This is a genomic window from Variovorax boronicumulans, from assembly GCF_009811375.1.
GTDB classification, from domain to species: Bacteria; Pseudomonadota; Gammaproteobacteria; order Burkholderiales; family Burkholderiaceae_C; genus Variovorax; species Variovorax boronicumulans.
The window spans coordinates 2,883,395-2,900,302 of record NZ_BKDH01000001.1 but is presented as its reverse complement, the minus strand read 5'-3'; the positions used below and the strand labels follow the sequence as shown (position 1 = coordinate 2,900,302).

Genomic DNA, 16,908 nt, shown 5'->3' with positions numbered 1-16,908 from the left:
ATGCAGAAGGCCTGCCCAAGAGAAACGGGGCCGCGAACGGCCCCGTGGCGCTGCGCTTGCGGTTTCAGCGCAGGCCGAAGAACGACAGCACGGCGACGACGACCACGACCAGGCCGACGATGTAGATGATGGAATTCACGCGAAGGCTCCTTGTGGTTGGCGATGACCCAGCATCGGGCGCCGGCCGGCGCGCGGGTGTCGGCGAGGGACGGTGCGTGCTGTAGGACTCGCGAAGCGCGCAGGCGGCGAAAAATGCCCGGGATGGGCGTGGACGTGGGCGTGCGCGCCCGGCCTGCTGTGTGACCATTGTTTGCAATGAGCGGCGGGCATCCACGCAAGACTCTGCCCCTTCCAGAAAAGGCCAGGTCATGCGGCTCACCGAGCAATCCCCGTTCACAGGTTCCCACCCCGCGCACCCCGGCGCCCGCGCGCCCCGCGGGCCCGATGCACCCGCCGCGCCGCGCGTCAACGCGCAGCTGCTGCCCACGCTGTTCGACCGCCTGCGCGACGAGGCGCCCGGCCGCAGCGCCGAGCTGCCGTCCGAGTACACGGCCACGCCGGCCCGGATGCGCGAGATCATCCAGCGCGACCTGGCCCTGCTGTTCAACACCACCAACGCCGAAGACCTGATCGATCGCACGCGCCATGCCGACGCAGCGTCTTCCACCGTCAACTACGGCGTGCCGCCGCTGGCCGGCAGTTACCTGTCGGAGCGCAAGTGGGCGGACATCGAACGCATCATCCGCCGCGCCATCCGCGACTACGAGCCGCGCCTGATTCCCGACAGCGTGCAGGTGGTGCCGCTCATGAAGGAAGACGGCGCGGCCGAGGCCTACAACGTGCTGCTGTTCGAGATCCGCGCGCTCATCCACCTGAAGCCGTACCCGCTGGCCTTCACGGTGCAAAGCGCGGTCGACCTCGAGACCAACCGCATGCGCATCGTTGGCGCGGCGGACTGAAGCCTGTCTGTCTCTTTTTCATTTCTCCTTTACTTCAACCACGCCAGGGAAGGCTCACCGTCATGGACCCGCAACTCCTCGAGTACTACAACCGGGAACTCGTCTACATGCGCGAGGCGGCGAGCGAGTTCGCCGCCTCGCATCCCAAGATCGCCCGCCGCCTGGGCATGCACGGCATCGAGGTGGCCGACCCGTACGTGGAGCGGCTCATCGAGTCGTTCAGCTTCATGTCGGCGCGCATGCAGATCAAGCTCGACGCCGAATTTCCGCGCTTCACGCAGCGCCTGCTCGAGGTGCTGTACCCCAACTACCTGAGCCCCACGCCGTCGATGGCCGTGGCGCAGCTGCACCCCAGCGTGAAGGAGGGGGACTTCACGCGCGGCTTCGTGGTGCCGCGCGGCACGGCCTTCCATGCGCGCGTGCCCGCGGGCGAGCAGACGCCGTGCGAGTTCCGCTCCAGCCAGGACGTGACGCTGTGGCCCTTCGAGATCGCCGAGGCGCGGCTCACCGGCGCGCCGCCCGACATCCCGGCGCTGGAGCGCTACGTGCCGCCGCACGTGCAGGTGACGGGCGCACTGCGCCTGCGGCTGCGCATCGTGGGCGAGATGGGCTTCTCGGCACTGTCGGGGCTCGACCGGTTGCCGATCTACCTGCGCGGCAACGAGCAGGTGGCGTCGCACCTGTTCGAGCTGCTGCACACCTCGGCGGTCGCCACCTTCGTCGGCGAGCCCGGCCAGCTGATGGACCGGCCGCACGTCGTGACCGAAGGCGCGCTGGTGCACGAAGGGCTGGGGCCGGGCGAAGGCCTGCTGCCGCTGGCGTGGAACACCTTCCACGGCCACAACCTGCTGCACGAGTACTTCGCGTGCCCCGAGCGCTTCTACTTCTTCACGCTCACGCAGCTCGCGCCGGGGCTGGCGCGCATTCCCGGCAAGGAGGTCGAGATTGTCGTGCTGCTGAGCAAGCCGCCCGGCGCGCTGGGGGCGCTGGTCGATGCGGCGCAGTTCGCGCTGTTCAGCACGCCGGTGGTCAACCTGTTCGAGCGGCGCACCGACCGCATCGAACTCGACAGCGCGCAGACCGAGTTCCACCTCGTGCCCGACCGTTCGCGGCCGATGGACTTCGAGGTGTATTCGGTGCAGCGCATCGCTGGCCAGCAGGCGCGCACCACGGCCGAGATCGACTTCCGCCCGCTCTACCAGACGCTCAACGAAGACGAGGGCAACCACGGCCGCTACTTCTCGGTGCGGCGCGAGCCGCGGCTGGTGTCCGAAACGGCGCGCAAGTACGGCACGCGCACGCCGTACATCGGCACCGAGGTGTTCCTGTCGCTGGTCGACCAGCAGGAGGCGCCGTACCCCGAGAGCCTGCGTTACCTGTCGGTGAAGGCGATGCTCACCAACCGCGACCTGCCGTGCCTCGTGCCGCGCAACGGGCAGGCCGACCTCGCGGTGGCCGATTCGATCCCGGTGTCGGCCGTGGGCCTCATCCGTGCGCCGAGCACGCCCAAGTCGCCGTTCGCGCAGCGCGAGATCGCGTGGCGGCTGATCCGCCAGCTGGGCTTCAACCACCTGCCGCTGGCCGACATGCCGCACCGCGAGGGCGCGCAGGCGCTGCGCGACATGCTGCGGCTGTTCGTCACCGCCGACAACGACGTGCTGCGCCGGCAGATCGACTGCCTCGTCGGCTCGCGCATCGAACCCGTGACGCGGCGCCTGCCGGGCGCGGGGCCGCTGATCTACGGGCGCGGCGTGCAATGCACGCTGAGCGTCGATGAAGAAGGCTTTTCGGGCACGAGCCCGTACCTGCTGGGGCTGGTGCTGGAGCACTACCTCGCGCGGCACGTGAGCATCAACGTGTTCACGCAGACCACGCTCGAATCGATGCAGCGCGGCACCGTCGCCAAGTGGCCCGTGCGCATGGGCGGGCGAGGCGCGGTCTAGCTTCTTTGGGGCGGGAGCGCCTGCTCCAGCAGCCACAGCATGGCCGCCCGCACCTTGGCGGCATCGGCGCCGGCATCGATCTCCAGGGCCGCGCGGTCGAAAGCGGCCGACAGCAGGCGGGCGAGGGCGTCGAGCGACACCTCGCCGCGGCCCATGCCGGCGCGCGCCAGCCCCTGGCGCAGCGAGTTCGCCGAGGTGGCGTCGTCCATCGACATCATTTCCGCCAGGCCCAGCACGGCGGGCCCGTCGATCAGCAGCAGCCGGGTGCGCCCCGGCACCGTCATCGCCTTCAGGTAGGCCTCGCTGCCCACGAGCAGGGCCTCGCGCGGGCCGAGTTCGTCGGGCGTGGCGGCATCGATGTCGGCCGCGACCGCCTGCGCCTCGAGCAGCAGCACCTGGCGGAACAGGTCGCGCTTGTCGTTGAAGTGGTGGTACAGCGCCCCGCGCGTGATGCCGGCGGCCATGGCGATCTCGGGGGTCGAGGTGTCGCCGTAGCCCTTGCTGACGAAGAGCGTGCGGGCCGCCTCGGTCAGCGCGAGGCGGGTGGTTTCGGTGCGTTCGCGGTTGGTGCGTGCCGGGGTTTTGGCCATGACCCTAATTTACATGCAGTCTGTTTGTGGATTAATATTTAACTTACATGCAGTTTGTACGTTTTATCCACGAAGGAGCCATCCCATGAAAGTGACGAGCTATTACCCGGTGATCATGACCAACGACGTGGCCGGCACCGCGGCCTTCTACCAGGCGCATTTCGGGTTCGCGTCGCTGTTCACGACCGACTGGTACGTGCACTTGCAGCTGGCGGACGATGCCTCGGTGAACCTCGCCGTGCTCGACGGCAGCCACACGACCATTCCCGCCGAAGCGCGCGGGCAGGTGGCGGGCGGGTTGCTGCTGAACTTCGAGGTGGAAGATCCCGACGCGATGCACGAGCGCCTGAAGGCGGCCGGCTTGCCGATCCTGCTGTCGCTGCGCGACGAGGCCTTCGGCCAGCGCCACTTCATCACGCGCGACCCGAACGGCGTGCTGATCGACATCATCAAGCCGATCCCGCCGTCGGGTGAATACGTCGCGCTGTACGAGGCCGGCACGTCGCCAAGCTAGGCTCTCCCCCAGGCTTCGCGCACTTCGTGTCGCTGCGCCAACCCCCTTCCGGGGGCAACACCTGCGGCCCGGCAAAGCCGGTTCCGCGGTGTTCACGAGGGAGCCCCGCTCAGGCGCGCAGGGCTTCGTCTTCTTCCAGCCCGTCGCCCAGGAAGCCGCCGCTCTGGTGCGCCCACAGCCGCGCATACAGGCCGCCCTGGGCCATCAGCGTGCGGTGGTCGCCTTCCTCGACGACGCGGCCTTCATCGAGCACGATGAGCCGGTCCATCGCGGCGATGGTCGAGAGCCGGTGCGCGATCGCGATCACGGTCTTGCCTTCCATCAGCGTGTACAGGCTCTGCTGGATCGCGGCTTCGACCTCGGAGTCGAGCGCGCTCGTGGCTTCGTCGAGCAGCAGGATCGGCGCGTCCTTCAGCATCACGCGCGCGATGGCCACGCGCTGGCGCTGGCCGCCCGAGAGCTTCACGCCGCGCTCGCCCACATGCGCCTCGTAGCCGCGCCGTCCGCCCGCATCGCCCAGCGTCTGGATGAAGTCGTGCGCCTCGGCACGCCTGGCGGCGGCTTCGATCTGCGCCAGCGTGGCGTCGGGCCGGCCGTAGGCGATGTTGTCGGCCACAGATCTGTGCATCAGCGAGGTGTCTTGCGTGACCATGCCGATGTGCATGCGCAGCGAATCCTGCGTGACCTTCGAGATGTCCTGTCCGTCGATGAGGATGCGGCCGCTTTCCAGGTCATGGAAGCGCAGCAGCAGGTTCACCAGCGTCGACTTGCCGGCGCCCGAACGGCCGACCAGGCCGATCTTCTCGCCGGGCTTGACCACGAGGTTCAGGTCGTCGATCACGCGGCGGCCTGTGTCGCCATAGCGGAAGCTCGCCTGCTCGAAGCGCACTTCGCCGTGCGGCACGTCGAGCACCGTGGCATCGACCGCGTCCAGCACCGTGCGCGGGCGCGACAGCGTCTTCATGCCGTCCTGCACCGTGCCGATGTTCTCGAACAGGCTGGTCATCTCCCACATGATCCAGTGCGACATGCCCTGCAGCCGCAGCGCCATCGCCGTGGCGGCGGCCACCGCGCCCACGCCCACCGTGCCGTGCGACCACAGCCACAGCGCCATGCCCGCCATGCCGGCCGTGAGGCCCATGCTCAGCGTGTGGTTGACGATCTCGAAGGCGCTCACCAGCCGCATCTGGCCGTAGCCGGTCTTCATGAACTCGCGCATCGCGTCGCGCGCAAAGCCGGCTTCGCGCTGCGTGTGCGAGAACAGCTTGACGGTCGCGATGTTGGTGTAGGCGTCGGTCACGCGCCCGGTCATGAGCGCGCGCGCGTCGGCCTGCGCCTTGCCGACCTTGCCCAGGCGCGGCACGAAGTACACCAGCGAGGCGATGTACAGCGCCAGCCAGATGACGAAGGGCCACACCAGCTGCGCGTCGAGCACGCCCACCAGGATGATCATCGTGGCCACGTACACGCCCATGGCCACGAGCACGTCGGCCAGCACGAACACGGTTTCGCGCACGGCCAGCGCGGTCTGCATCACCTTGGCCGTGATGCGGCCCGCGAACTCATCCTGGTAGAAGGCCATGCTCTGGCCCAGCATCAGGCGGTGGAAGTTCCAGCGCAGGCGCATCGGCAGGTTCACTGCCAGCGTCTGGTGCTTCACGATGGTCTGCAGCGCCACCACGCCGATGCTGATCACCAGGAACGCGGCCAGCCACAGCAGCGTGTCGCCGCGCTCGGCCCACAGCTTGGACGGCACCTGGCCGCCGAGCCAATCGACGATGCGTCCGAGGATCGCGAACAGCGCGGCCTCGAAGGTCGACATCACTGCCGTGAGCACCGCCATCGCGGCGATCTTGCCGCGCACGCCGTGCGTGCAGGCCCACAGGAAGGCAAAGAAGCCCTGGGGCGGCAGCGTCGGTTCGGCGGCGGGGTACGGGGGAAGGAGTTTTTCGAAAAAGCGGAACAAGGAATCGGTCTCCAGCAGAGCCTTCGAATGTAGCCCTGCATGCATGACCTTGCCCCGAAAAGGTGCGTTCGTGGCCGGTGCCTTCAGCAACCCTTCAGCTGCGTCGTGTCTTGGTGTCGTCGGCGCGTGCTGCCTTTGTTTCCATGCCCCCCAGCCGCGCGCTCAGGAAGTCGATGAAAGTTCGCAGCTTGGGCGACATGTACTGCCGGCTCGTGTACACGGCGAACAGCGTGACCGGCGTGGCTTCGAACGCGGGCAGCAGCCGCACCAGCCGGCCTTGCGCCAGGTCGTCGTCGATGAGCCACACGGGCAGGTAGGCGATGCCCATGTCGGCGCGCACCGCGTGCAGCGTGAGCGTGGTGTCGTCCGAGCGCATCGCGGGCGTGAGCCGCAGCGGAAACATGCGCCCGCCCGGCCCCTTGAGCGCGAGGTTGTCCAGGTTCACGTAGCTGGGCACGATCGCGCCCAGCTTCGCGAGGTCGGCCGGCACCGCGGGCAGGGCGCCGTGGCGCTTCAGGTAGGCCGGCGTGCCCGCAAGATGAAAGGGCACGCGGCACAGCGGCCGCGCGATGAGCGCGGGCGAGGGCTCCTGCGTGGCGCGCAAGGCCAGGTCGTAGCCGTCGGCCGCGAGATCGACCTTGCGGTTCTCCAGGTGCATGTCGACCAGCACTTCGGGGTACGCCGCGCGGTAGTCGGCCAGCACGCGCGCAAAGCGCGGCGTGGCGCACCACACGGGCGCGCTCACCTTGAGCTGGCCGCGCGGCGCGTCGCTGGTCTGGCCGATGGCGGCCTCGGCCGCGTCGAGCAGGTCGAGTGCGCGGCGGCTCTGCTCGTACCAGGCGGTGCCGGCCTCGGTCAGGCTCAGGTGGCGACTGGAGCGGTGCAGCAGCCGCGCGCCCAGCGATTTCTCGAGCTGCGCCACGTGCTTGCTGGCCATCGGCGCCGACAGGCCCAGGCGCTCGGCCGCGGCCACGAAACTGCCGGCCTCGACGACCTCGCGGAACACGCGCAGGCTGGTCATGCGGTCCATCGATGATTTCCTGTGAAGAAAGGATTCGATGCATCGTAGCCTGTCGATTTCCTGAAAGGAAATGTCTACAGTCGATCCAACGCCTTCAAGGAGCATCGACTTGACCCACGACACCCCCACGCTTTCGCGCCTGCCCACGTACTTCATCTCGCACGGCGGCGGCCCCTGGCCCTGGATGAAGAAGGAGATGGGCGCCACCTACGACCAGCTCGCCGCCTCGCTGGCCGACATGCCGCGCCAGATCGGCCGCACGCCGGCCGCCATCCTCATGGTCTCGGCGCACTGGGAGTCGCCCGTGTTCACCGTGCAGGGCAACCCGCGCCCGCCCATGATCTACGACTACGGCGGCTTCCCGGCCCACACCTACGAGGTGCGCTACGCCTCGCCCGGTTCGCCCGAACTCGCGCAGCGCGTGCAATCGCTGATCGCCGCCGCCGGCCTGCCGGCGCAGATCGACCCCGAGCGCGGCTACGACCACGGCATGTTCTCGCCGATGGCCGCGATCTACCCGAACGCCGACGTGCCGGTGGTGCAGCTGTCGCTGCGGCGCGGGCTCGACCCGGCCGAACATCTGGCGCTGGGCTGCGCCATCGCGCCGCTGCGCGACGAGAACGTGCTCATCGTCGGCAGCGGCCTGAGCTATCACAACCTGCGCAACTTCGGCCCGCAGGCGCACGGCGTGTCCAAGGCCTTCGGCGATTGGCTCGACGAGACGGCTGTGCAGGCCACGCCGCAGGCGCGCGTGCAGCGCCTGCAGGACTGGGCCTCGGCCCCGTCGGCGCGCATGGCGCACCCGCGCGAGGAGCACCTGATTCCGCTGATGGTCGCGGTGGGCGCGGCCGAGGGCGACGTCGGCGAGCGCGTCTACCATGAGGACGCCTTCATGGGCGGGCTCGTGGTGTCGAGCTACCGGTTCGGCGCGGCCTGAGGTTGTGGGCGCGCGGCAGAATGAAGCCATGCCCACGCCCGCTCTTCCCACCCCCGACGAATCCGCCGAAGCCCGGCGCCAGATTGCCCGCATCGAAGCCCTGTCCACCTCGCACGACCCGGTGCACGACGGCGTGCGCGTGCGCTGGCGCCGCTTCGGCACCGACACGACGAAGCCGCCCATCGTGCTGCTGCACGGCGGCCACGGCAGCTGGATGCACTGGCTGCGCAATGCCGAAGCCCTGTCGGCGCAGCGCACGCTGCTCCTGCCCGACATGCCCGGCTTTCACGATTCTGACGCGCTGCCGCGCGTGGCGCCCGGCGAGGACGCGCTGGTGCCGCTTCTGGCCGCGCTCGGCGGCACGCTCGATGCGCTCATCGACGCCGGCACGCCCATCGACCTGGGCGGCTTCTCGTTCGGCGGGCTCACTGCCGCGCGCTTCGCGGTGCGGCGCGGCGCCATCCGCCGGCTCGCGCTGATGGGCAGCGGCGGCCATGGCACCTTGCGCCGCATGACGGTCGAGATGATCAACTGGCGCGCCGCCCCCGACCGCGAGACCGAGCGCACCGCGCTCATGCACAACCTGGGCGCGCTGATGCTGCACGCGCCGGCCGCCATCGATCCGCTGGCCTTCGAGATCCACGACCTCTCGTGCCACGGCACGCGCTTTCGCAGCAAGGAGGTGTCGCTTTCGGGCGGGTTGCAGGCCGCGATCGACACGCTGGGCGTGCCGACGCTGCTGTTGTGGGGCGAGTTCGACGTCACCGCCGACTCGCGTCCGCTGGTGGCGCAACTGGCCAGCGAAGGCCCCGGCCGCGAAGGCGTGGTGATCGACGGCGCGGGGCACTGGGTGCAGTACGAACGCGCCGACGAGACCAATGCGCGGCTGCTGAAGTTCTTCGGCTGAACTTCGCCGCGACCGGTTACTGCTTCGTGAGGCCGAGCTTGCGGATGGTCTCGGCCCACTGGTCGTAGGTCGTGCGCGTCAGGTCGGCCAGTTGCTGCGGGGTCGACGATTCGGCTTCGTACGCACCCTGGCGGAAGAAGTCGCGCGTGGCCGGCATCGCCAGCACCTGCGCCAGCGCGGCATTGAGCTTGGCGACCACCGGCGCCGGCATGCGCGCCGGGCCGTAGAAGCCGAGCCAGCTCGCCATGTCGACGCCGCTCACGCCTTGCTCGCTCATCGTCGGCACGTCGGGCAGCATCGCGCTGCGCTTGGGCGCCGCCACCGCGAGCATGCGCACTTTGCCGGTGGCCGTGTTCTGGATCGCGTTGGGCGCCGCGTCGAAGTAGTACTGCACGCGGCCCGCGAGGAAGTCCTTCGCCGCATCGGCGCCGCCCTTGTAGGGCACGTGCACCACGTCCAGCCCGGCCTGCCGCGCGAAGGCCTCGCCGTAGATGTGCGACGAGGTGCCGGTGCCGAACGAGGCGTAGCTCATCTTCCTCGGGTTGGCCTTGATGTACGCCACCAGCTCCTGCACGTTGCGCGCCGGCACGCTGGTGTGCACCGTCAGCACCAGCGGGCCGCGCGCACCGAGCGAGATGGGCGTCAGGTCCTTGAACGGGTCGTAGCGCACCTGTGCCAGCGTCTGCGGGTTCTGCGCGACCACGGAAGAGGGCGCGTACATGAAGGTGTAGCCGTCGGGCGCCGCGCGGATCACCTCCTCGGTCGCGAGGATGAAGCTCGCGCCCGGCCGGTTCTCCACGATGACCGGCGTCTGCAGCACCTCGCCGAGCTTGTTGGCGACGAAGCGCGCCTGTGCGTCGGACGCACCGCCGGCCGCCAGGCCGAGCACGATGCGGATGCTGCGGCCCTTGACCGGAAAGTCCGTAGGTGAGGCGGCGAATGAAGACAGCGGCAAGGCGATCGCGCCCAGCGCGAGCCATGCGGCCGCGCTGCGCCGGGTGATGAAAGAAGAAGGGCTCATTGCTTGGCCAAGCCTACCTGCTGCACCATCGCGCCCCAGCGCTCGTAGGTCGTGCGCGTGATGCCAGCGAATTCTTCCGGCGTGGTCGCGCCCGCTTCGTAGCCGCCCGTGCGATAGAACTCGCGCACCTGCGGCATCGCCAGCACCTGCGTGAGCGCCGCGTTGAGCCTGGCCACCACCGGCGCCGGCATGCGTGCCGGCCCGTAGAAGCCGAGCCAGCTCGGCAGGTCCAGCCCGGCGTAGCCTTGTTCGGCGAAGGTGGGCACGTCGGGCAGCGCCGGAATGCGCGCGTTCGCCGCGATGGCCAGCACCTTCACCTTGCCCGTGGCCGAGGTGATGATGGCCGACGAAGCCGAGTCGAACATGTACTGCACGCGTCCGCCGATCAGGTCCTTGGCCGCGTCCGAGCCGCCCTTGTAGGGGATGTGCACCGCGTCGACGCCGGTCTTCTTCACGAAGGCCTCGCCGTAGATGTGCGACGAGGTGCCCGCGCCGAACGAGGCGTAGCTCACCTTGCCGGGGTTCGCCTTCACGTAGGCCACCAGCTCCTTCACGTTGTGGGCCGGCACCGAGGTGCTGACCGACAGCACCAGCGGCCCGCGCCCGCCCATCGAGATGGCGGTGAAGTCCTTGAACGGGTCGTAGGGCACCTGCGCGAAGGTGTGCGGGTTCTGCGCCATCGTGGAAGAGGGCGCGTACAGCAGCGTGTAGCCGTCGGGCAAGGCGCGCGACACCTCGTTGGCCGCGAGCATGGTGCTCGCGCCGGGCTTGTTGTCGACGATCACGCTGGTGCCCAGCACCTCGCCGAGCTTCTGCGCCACGATGCGCGCCTGCGCATCGGTGCCGCCGCCGGCGGTGAAGCCCACGACGATGCGGATCGGTTTGTTGCGCGCCGGAAAGTCCTGTGCGAACGCGTGCGGCGCCAGGCCCAGCAAGGCCGCGGCGCCGAGCGCCGAGCCGAACGCACGGCGGGTGCCGTTGAGTTTCTTCATCGATGTCTCCGTTGGAATGTTCTCCTGATATTGATTTGGAAAGTCATAAAAATCCATATTGACTAGGGAATACCCCGAACAATGGCCATTTCATGGCTTTTGAGTTTGACAAAATGAACATTGAAATCAAAATACGACGAAACAGCCCATCCAAGACACCCATCCCATGAAAACTGTCGTCCGCACCGACGAGCGCATCCTGTCCTCCGACATCTTCGACCGCGACAGCCGCGTCAAGCGCCCTGACCACGGCAGCTGGGCCGAGCCCGGCAAGAACATTCCGGTCTATCACCGCTGCGGCGTGCTGGTGGTCGGCGGGGGGCCGTCGGGCACCGCCGCAGCCGCTGCCGCCGCCCGTGCGGGCGCCGACGTGGCGCTGCTCGAGCGCTACAACCACCTGGGCGGCTTGTCGACCGGCGGCCTCGTGATCTGGATCGACCGCATGACCGACTGGGAAGGCAAGCTGGTGATCCGCGGCTTCGCCGAAGAGCTGTTCGACCGCCTGCCCGCCGACGCCATCGCCGGCCCGCAGCGCGCGGACTGGGGCTCGCAGGACGTGGCCAAGGCCGCGCACTGGTCGCAGCGCACCGCCGCCTACCACGGCATCGTCACCTGGTCGCCCACCATCGACCCCGAGCGCCTGAAGCTGCTCTCGCAGGAGATCGTGCTGGAGCGCAAGGTCAAGCTCATCTACCACTCGTGGGCCGCCATTCCGATCGTGCAGGACGGCGCCGTCAAGGGCGTGGTCTTCGAGAGCAAGGAAGGCCGCATGGCCATCATGGCCGACGTGGTGGTCGATGCCACCGGCGACGGCGACCTGTTCGCCCGCGCCGGCGCCGCCTTCGTGAACGACATCGAAGAGGCCGACGTGCATCACTGCATGAACACCTCGTGGCTCTTCGGCGGCGTGGACATGAACCGCTGGATCGATTTCAAGGCCGGCCAGCCCGAGGCCTTCGCCGGCTTCATGGCGCGCGGACGCGAGCAGCTCGGCCTCTTCGAGCGGCCCTTCGTCTCGTGGCGCAACGACGTGGCGCTCTTCATGGGGCCGCGCCAGTCGGGCTACTCGGCGCTCGACGTGGACGACCTCACGGCCGTCGAAGTGCGCTCGCACCGCGCCATGGCCGCGCACCTCGACTACTTCAAGGCGCATGCGCCCGGTTTCGAAGACGCCTACCTGATGCTGAGCGCGCCGCAGATCGGCGTGCGCCACGCGCGGCGCCTCACCGGCGTGGGTGCGGTGCTGCGCAGCCAGTGGCCCGACGGCGTGGCGCTGGCGGACGAGATCGGCGTGACGCCCGCGGTGTCGCCGAAATTCCCGAACATCTCCATCCCCTATGGCGCGCTGGTGCCGCAGCAGCTCGACGGCCTCGTGGCCTGTGGCCGCCACATCTCGTGCGACCGCAACTCGCACGGTTTCATGCGCGAGATTCCGCAGTGCTGGATCACGGGCCAAGCCGCGGGCGTGGCGGCGGCGCTGGCGTCGCGCGGCGGCATCGCACCGCGCTTCGTCGATACCGGCGCGCTGCAGTCCGCGCTGCTGGCGCAGGGCGTGTACCTGCGGGCCGGAGGCGAAGCCGGGCAGGGCGCGGCATCCGTCGCGGCCGAAGCCAGCGCCTGACCCCAACCTTCTTCGCCATGAACCCGGCCGACCTCCTTTCGCGAGCCTCTACATTGCAGAGTCTTGCAAAGCGTTCAAAGGGTCCCTTCATGTCCACCGATAAAAACGACAGCTCTCTTTCCGCGGCCGATGCGTCCGATGCGCGCGGCGAACGTTCCGACACCGTGAGCGCGCTGGAGCGCGGCATCTCGGTGCTGCGCTGCTTCAGCGAAGAGCGCCCGGTGCTCGGTCACGCCGACGTCGCGCGCATCACCGGCATTCCGCGCCCCACGGTCAACCGGTTGGTCGCGACGCTGCTCTCGCTGGGCATGCTCAAGCCCGCGCAGGCGCCCGACCGCTTCATGCTCGGGCCGGGCGTGGTGTCGCTCTCGCGCGTGTTCCTCGGCAGCCTCGATGTGCGCGCCGCCGCGCGGCCCAGCATGCAGGCGATGGCGGAGGAGGTCGGTGCTTCGGTCTACCTCGCCGTGCGCGACGGCATGGAGATGGTGCTGATCGAAGCCTGCCGCCCGCGCTCGTCGATGCTCTCGGCGCGGCTGGACGTGGGCTCGCGCGCGCCGCTGCCGAACTCGGCGCTCGGCCGCGCGTACCTCTCGGCGCTGCCCGATGCGCAGCGCAACCAGCTGGTCGATTCGATGCGCCTCCTGCGCGGCCCCGAGTGGGACGGCATCGCCGCGCCCATGACGCGCGCCATCGGCGAGGCCAAGCGGCTGGGCTACTGCCTCTCGCTCGGCGAATTCCACCGCGAGATCAACTCGGTGTCGGTACCGCTCATCGGCCCCGACGGCGAGGTGATGGCGCTCAACGGCGGCGGCGCCGCCTTCGTGTTCACCGAAGACAGATTGCGCAACGAACTCGCACCGCGCCTGCACGACATCGCGCTCACCATTGCGCGCGACATCGGCGGGCATGTGCCCACGCCCTTGCCGGGCTAGCAACCCGGCCGGGGTTCGATCCCCCACGACATAGAAGAACGGAGACACAGGTCATGCACCTGAGCGATGAAGAAAAAGCCATGTACGACGGCCGCGACGGACCGGCCGTGCAGAAGGCGATGGACCTGCTGATGCGCTATGGCGAAGCCCTCGGCGCCGAGCGACTGGTCGAGACGCGCAACGTCTGCGCCACCATCACCTCGACCACGCCTTTCCAGCGCGACTTCGCACTCGCCAAGGGCGGCGGCATGGACGCGGTGTTCTCCGAATTCAGCCTCGACAGCCAGGAGACGGTCGAGATTCCCAAGTTCAAGGTCTTCACGAGCCACCTGCAGCTGGGCTTCGACCCCGGCCAGCCCGAGCGCATGGGCGTGAGCGAGGAGATCGTCCAGTTCTACAACAAGAGCGAGCGCCATGCGGCCGGCCTTGGCGCGCAGATCATGAACACCTGCACGCCCTACCAGGTGGGCAACATCCCGACGCGCGGCGAGCACTGCGCGTGGATGGAATCGTCGGCGGTGGTGTATTGCAACTCGGTGCTCGGCGCGCGCACCAACACCGAGGGCCGCGAGAGCACGGGCGCGGCGATGCTCACCGGTCGCATTCCGTACTGGGGCTACCACCTCGAAGAGAACCGCCGCGCCACGCATGTGATCGAGCTGGACATCGAGGTCGAGTCGGTGCAGGACTGGGGCCTGCTCGGCTACTACATCGGCGAGCACGTGCAGGAGCGCGTGCCGGTGGTGCACAGCCGGCGCGGCATCGGGCGCGTGCCGAATTTGCCGCGGCTCAAGCACTTCGGCGCGGCCGCGTCGTCCTCGGGCGGCGTGGAGATGTACCACATCGCCGGCGTCACGCCCGAGGCGCTGACGCTGGAGCAGGCGCTCGGCGGCAAGGCGCCCGTCGAGGTGCTGCGCTACGGCGAGGCCGAGCGCCGCGCCACTTACGAAAAGATCAACGTGACGGGCAAGGACAGCGAAGTCCAGTACGTGATGCTGGGCTGCCCGCACTACACCATCGAGCAGATCTGGGAGGCCGCGCAGCTCATCGAAGGGCGCAAGGTACACCCCGATTGCGAGCTGTGGATCTTCACGCCGCGCGCCATCAAGTCGCTGGCCGACCGCAACGGCTACACGAAGATCATCGAAGACGCGGGCGGCATCCTCATGACCGACAGCTGCTCGGCCATGAGCCGTGCCGTGCCCAAGGGCACGAAGACCGTGGCGCTCGATTCCGCCAAGCAGGCGCACTACCTGCCCGCCATCCTCGGCGTGCAGGCGTGGTTCGGCAGCACGGCCGAATGCATCGACGCCGCTTGCACCGGTCGCTGGAACGGAGCCTACGCATGAGCGACGCAGTCATCACCGAACAAACCCTCGTGATCCGTGGCCGCAAGGTGGTCGGCGGCGTTGCGGAAGGCGAGGCGCTGGTCACGCGCGACCGCATCTCGGGCTGGGGCGGCATCGACCCGCGCACCGGCACCGTCATCGAGACGCGGCACGAACTGCGCGGCCAGAGCTTCGCGGGCAAGGTGCTGGTGTTCCCGGGCGCCAAGGGCTCGTCGGGCTGGTCGGCCATGTTCCACATGACGCGGCTCATGAACTCCGCGCCCGCGGCGTTCCTGTTCAACGAGATGACGACCAAGATGGCGCTCGGTGCCGTGGTGACGCACTCGCCCTCGATGACCGACTTCGAGTGCGACCCGCTCGCATGCATCGAGACCGGCGACTGGGTGCGCGTGGACGCCGACCGCGGCGTGATCGAGATCACCAAGAAGAACAACCACAAGACCGGAGACCGTTCATGACCCGCCCCCTGCGCAGCAACTTCCCGCGCGGCTCGTACCTCTGGTCGGTGCGCAATGCGCACTGGCGCGCGCTCGGCATTCCCGAAGAGGATTGCGAGAAGCCCAAGATCGCCATCGTCAACAGCTCCTCGGAGCTGGCCGCGTGCTTCAGCCACCTCGACAAGGTGGCGGCGGAGATCAAGGCGGCGATCCGCGCGGCGGGCGGCGTGCCGTTCGAGATCCGCACCGCCGCACCCAGCGACTTCATCACCGGCGCGGGCGCACGCGGCGCCTACATGCTCGGCGCGCGCGACCTGGTGACCAACGACATCGAAGTCGCGGTCGAAGGCGCGCAGCTCGACGGCATGGTCTGCCTCACCTCGTGCGACAAGACGGTGCCGGGGCAGCTCATGGCGGCCGCGCGACTCAACATCCCGACGCTGCTCGTGCCCTGCGGCTACCAGCCCAGCGGCGAGTACCGCGGCAAGCACATGGACATCGAGGAGGTGTTCATCGGCGCGATGCACGCGGTCACCGGCCACCTGCCGGTGGAAGAACTCGTGGGCATGAGCCGCGAGGCGATCCGCGGGCCGGGCGTGTGCTCGGGCCTGGGCACGGCGAACTCGATGCACATCGTGTGCGAAGCGCTCGGCATGGCCTTGCCCGGCAGCGCGCCGGTCGCCGCGCTGAGCCCGAAGATGATGGACGACGTGCGCGCGGCCGGCACGCGCATCGTGCAGATGGTGCTGGACGACCTGAAGCCGCGCGACATTCTCTCGGCCGGCGCCTTCGCCAACGCGGTGCGGGCGGTGCTCTCCGTCGGCGGTTCGCTCAACACGGCCAAGCACCTGCAGGCGATATCGACCGAAGGCGAGTGCGGCGTCGACGTGTACGGCCTCTTCGAGAGCCTGGGCCCGACGACGCCGGTGCTGGCCGGCGTGCGGCCCATCGGCGAGCATTCGATCGAGGCCTTCGAGGCGGCGGGCGGCTGCCGTGCGCTGATGAAGCAGCTCGCGCCCTTGCTCGACACGGGCGCGCTCACGGTGACCGGCGGCACGGTCGCCGACAACCTGCGCCACGCCGAAGTAATGGACGCCGAGGTGATCTGCCCCATCGACCGCCCGGTCGCGCCGCTGCCGGCCATCGTGCTCTTGCGCGGCAACCTCGCGCCCGAGTCGGGCCTCATCAAGACCGGCATCGCCGAGCGCAAGGTGCGGCGCTTCACCGGGCCGGCCGTGTGCTTCTGGACCTCGGACGCCGCCATCGCCGCGATCAAGAACCACGAGATCGTGCCGGGTCAGGTGGTCGTGATGCGCGGCGCCGGCGCGTGCGGTGGACCGGCCATGGGCGGTGGCGCATCGCGCGTGGTCTTCGCGGTCGACGGCGCGGGGCTCGGCGACCAGGTCGCGCTGCTGACCGACGGGCATCTCTCGGGCCTGGTCTGCAAGGGGCTCGTGGTGGCCGAGGTGTCGCCCGAGGCGGCACTGGGCGGGCCGCTCGGGTTGGTGCGCGACGGCGACGTGATCACCATCGACCTCGACGAACGTCGCCTCGACATCGCATTGACTGACGCCGAACTCGCCGCGCGCCGCGCCGACTGGCAGGCACCGCAGCCGGCCTTCGACACCGGCTGGCTGCAGCAGTACCGGCGCAACGTGAGCCCGCTGTCCAAGGGGGCCGTGCTCGTACGCACCGAGCGCCCGCAGCCCGCCAGCTAGA

General features: G+C 69.1%; 16 protein-coding genes. 10 read left to right on the top strand and 6 right to left on the bottom strand.

The window, feature by feature from the left end:
• Positions 1-64 precede the first annotated feature (64 nt).
• Positions 65-370, bottom strand: coding sequence for a hypothetical protein (locus VHAB30_RS13300; RefSeq protein WP_159277328.1), 306 nt, complete (start codon positions 368-370; stop codon positions 65-67).
• Here VHAB30_RS13300 and tssE point away from each other — a divergent pair.
• Together tssE and tssF are read left to right on the top strand one after the other, a co-directional pair.
• Positions 369-959 (top strand): type VI secretion system baseplate subunit TssE, encoded by a 591-nt coding sequence (gene tssE / locus VHAB30_RS13295; protein ID WP_083258999.1) that lies wholly within the window; start codon positions 369-371, stop codon positions 957-959. The two genes, VHAB30_RS13300 and tssE, sit on opposite strands and share 2 nt — an antisense overlap.
• A gap of 62 nt (positions 960-1,021) precedes the next feature.
• Positions 1,022-2,902, top strand: a complete 1,881-nt coding sequence (tssF, locus tag VHAB30_RS13290; RefSeq protein WP_095744941.1) for a type VI secretion system baseplate subunit TssF — start codon at positions 1,022-1,024, stop codon at positions 2,900-2,902.
• Here the strand turns inward: tssF and VHAB30_RS13285 are convergent.
• Positions 2,899-3,492 (bottom strand): TetR/AcrR family transcriptional regulator, encoded by a 594-nt coding sequence (locus VHAB30_RS13285; RefSeq protein WP_159277327.1) that lies wholly within the window; start codon positions 3,490-3,492, stop codon positions 2,899-2,901. The genes tssF and VHAB30_RS13285 overlap by 4 nt on opposite strands.
• A gap of 85 nt (positions 3,493-3,577) precedes the next feature.
• Here VHAB30_RS13285 and VHAB30_RS13280 point away from each other — a divergent pair, with 85 nt between their 5' ends.
• A complete protein-coding gene (locus tag VHAB30_RS13280) occupies positions 3,578-4,006 on the top strand; it encodes a VOC family protein (RefSeq protein ID WP_159277326.1) in 429 nt (142 codons plus the stop codon).
• 109 nt (positions 4,007-4,115) lie between these two features.
• On the opposite strand, the gene VHAB30_RS13275 is transcribed toward VHAB30_RS13280, so the two are convergent.
• Together VHAB30_RS13275 and VHAB30_RS13270 are read right to left on the bottom strand one after the other, a co-directional pair.
• The gene (locus VHAB30_RS13275; RefSeq protein WP_159277325.1) at positions 4,116-6,017 is read right to left on the bottom strand and encodes an ABC transporter ATP-binding protein; all 1,902 of its coding nucleotides are present in this window, start codon (positions 6,015-6,017) and stop codon (positions 4,116-4,118) included.
• A gap of 49 nt (positions 6,018-6,066) precedes the next feature.
• The gene (locus tag VHAB30_RS13270) at positions 6,067-7,002 is read right to left on the bottom strand and encodes a LysR family transcriptional regulator (RefSeq protein ID WP_159277324.1); all 936 of its coding nucleotides are present in this window, start codon (positions 7,000-7,002) and stop codon (positions 6,067-6,069) included.
• Between the two features lie 100 nt (positions 7,003-7,102).
• On the opposite strand from VHAB30_RS13270, the gene VHAB30_RS13265 reads away from it, so the two are divergent.
• Both VHAB30_RS13265 and VHAB30_RS13260 read left to right on the top strand, forming a co-directional pair.
• Complete coding sequence (locus VHAB30_RS13265; RefSeq protein ID WP_159277323.1) at positions 7,103-7,930, top strand: DODA-type extradiol aromatic ring-opening family dioxygenase; 828 nt, start codon at positions 7,103-7,105, stop codon at positions 7,928-7,930.
• Positions 7,931-7,958: 28 nt separating this feature from the next.
• On the top strand, positions 7,959-8,837 hold the full coding sequence (locus tag VHAB30_RS13260; protein ID WP_159277322.1) for an alpha/beta fold hydrolase: 879 nt from the start codon (positions 7,959-7,961) through the stop codon (positions 8,835-8,837).
• A 16-nt stretch (positions 8,838-8,853) separates the two neighbouring features.
• On the opposite strand, the gene VHAB30_RS13255 is transcribed toward VHAB30_RS13260, so the two are convergent.
• Both VHAB30_RS13255 and VHAB30_RS13250 read right to left on the bottom strand, forming a co-directional pair.
• The gene (locus VHAB30_RS13255; protein ID WP_159277321.1) at positions 8,854-9,858 is read right to left on the bottom strand and encodes a Bug family tripartite tricarboxylate transporter substrate binding protein; all 1,005 of its coding nucleotides are present in this window, start codon (positions 9,856-9,858) and stop codon (positions 8,854-8,856) included.
• On the bottom strand, positions 9,855-10,850 hold the full coding sequence (locus VHAB30_RS13250) for a Bug family tripartite tricarboxylate transporter substrate binding protein (protein ID WP_159277320.1): 996 nt from the start codon (positions 10,848-10,850) through the stop codon (positions 9,855-9,857). Before VHAB30_RS13250 ends, VHAB30_RS13255 begins: the two co-directional genes overlap by 4 nt.
• 166 nt (positions 10,851-11,016) lie before the next feature.
• Between VHAB30_RS13250 and VHAB30_RS13245 the strand changes: the two genes are divergently transcribed.
• From VHAB30_RS13245 to ilvD, 5 genes are all read left to right on the top strand, one after another.
• A complete protein-coding gene (locus VHAB30_RS13245) occupies positions 11,017-12,471 on the top strand; it encodes an FAD-dependent oxidoreductase (RefSeq protein ID WP_159277319.1) in 1,455 nt (484 codons plus the stop codon).
• Positions 12,472-12,560: 89 nt separating this feature from the next.
• Positions 12,561-13,403 carry an IclR family transcriptional regulator gene (locus VHAB30_RS13240; RefSeq protein ID WP_159277318.1) on the top strand — a complete coding sequence of 281 codons (843 nt, stop codon included), beginning with the start codon at positions 12,561-12,563 and terminating at the stop codon, positions 13,401-13,403.
• Between the two features lie 53 nt (positions 13,404-13,456).
• Positions 13,457-14,752 carry an aconitase X gene (locus VHAB30_RS13235; protein WP_159277317.1) on the top strand — a complete coding sequence of 432 codons (1,296 nt, stop codon included), beginning with the start codon at positions 13,457-13,459 and terminating at the stop codon, positions 14,750-14,752.
• Positions 14,749-15,210 carry an aconitase X swivel domain-containing protein gene (locus tag VHAB30_RS13230; RefSeq protein ID WP_159277316.1) on the top strand — a complete coding sequence of 154 codons (462 nt, stop codon included), beginning with the start codon at positions 14,749-14,751 and terminating at the stop codon, positions 15,208-15,210. Before VHAB30_RS13235 ends, VHAB30_RS13230 begins: the two co-directional genes overlap by 4 nt.
• Complete coding sequence (gene ilvD, locus VHAB30_RS13225) at positions 15,207-16,907, top strand: dihydroxy-acid dehydratase (RefSeq protein WP_159277315.1); 1,701 nt, start codon at positions 15,207-15,209, stop codon at positions 16,905-16,907. The genes VHAB30_RS13230 and ilvD overlap by 4 nt, the downstream gene beginning before the upstream one ends.
• The last annotated feature ends 1 nt before the right edge of the window (position 16,908 follow it).

Coding starts and splice junctions, on each gene's coding strand:
- tssE (WP_083258999.1), top strand. CDS start 369: ATGCGGCTCACCGAGCAATCCCCGTTCACAGGTTCCCACCCCGCGCAC.
- VHAB30_RS13300 (WP_159277328.1), bottom strand. CDS start 370: ATGACCTGGCCTTTTCTGGAAGGGGCAGAGTCTTGCGTGGATGCCCGC.
- tssF (WP_095744941.1), top strand. CDS start 1,022: ATGGACCCGCAACTCCTCGAGTACTACAACCGGGAACTCGTCTACATG.
- VHAB30_RS13285 (WP_159277327.1), bottom strand. CDS start 3,492: ATGGCCAAAACCCCGGCACGCACCAACCGCGAACGCACCGAAACCACC.
- VHAB30_RS13280 (WP_159277326.1), top strand. CDS start 3,578: ATGAAAGTGACGAGCTATTACCCGGTGATCATGACCAACGACGTGGCC.
- VHAB30_RS13275 (WP_159277325.1), bottom strand. CDS start 6,017: ATGCATGCAGGGCTACATTCGAAGGCTCTGCTGGAGACCGATTCCTTG.
- VHAB30_RS13270 (WP_159277324.1), bottom strand. CDS start 7,002: ATGGACCGCATGACCAGCCTGCGCGTGTTCCGCGAGGTCGTCGAGGCC.
- VHAB30_RS13260 (WP_159277322.1), top strand. CDS start 7,959: ATGCCCACGCCCGCTCTTCCCACCCCCGACGAATCCGCCGAAGCCCGG.
- VHAB30_RS13255 (WP_159277321.1), bottom strand. CDS start 9,858: ATGAGCCCTTCTTCTTTCATCACCCGGCGCAGCGCGGCCGCATGGCTC.
- VHAB30_RS13250 (WP_159277320.1), bottom strand. CDS start 10,850: ATGAAGAAACTCAACGGCACCCGCCGTGCGTTCGGCTCGGCGCTCGGC.
- VHAB30_RS13245 (WP_159277319.1), top strand. CDS start 11,017: ATGAAAACTGTCGTCCGCACCGACGAGCGCATCCTGTCCTCCGACATC.
- VHAB30_RS13240 (WP_159277318.1), top strand. CDS start 12,561: ATGTCCACCGATAAAAACGACAGCTCTCTTTCCGCGGCCGATGCGTCC.
- VHAB30_RS13235 (WP_159277317.1), top strand. CDS start 13,457: ATGCACCTGAGCGATGAAGAAAAAGCCATGTACGACGGCCGCGACGGA.
- VHAB30_RS13230 (WP_159277316.1), top strand. CDS start 14,749: ATGAGCGACGCAGTCATCACCGAACAAACCCTCGTGATCCGTGGCCGC.
- ilvD (WP_159277315.1), top strand. CDS start 15,207: ATGACCCGCCCCCTGCGCAGCAACTTCCCGCGCGGCTCGTACCTCTGG.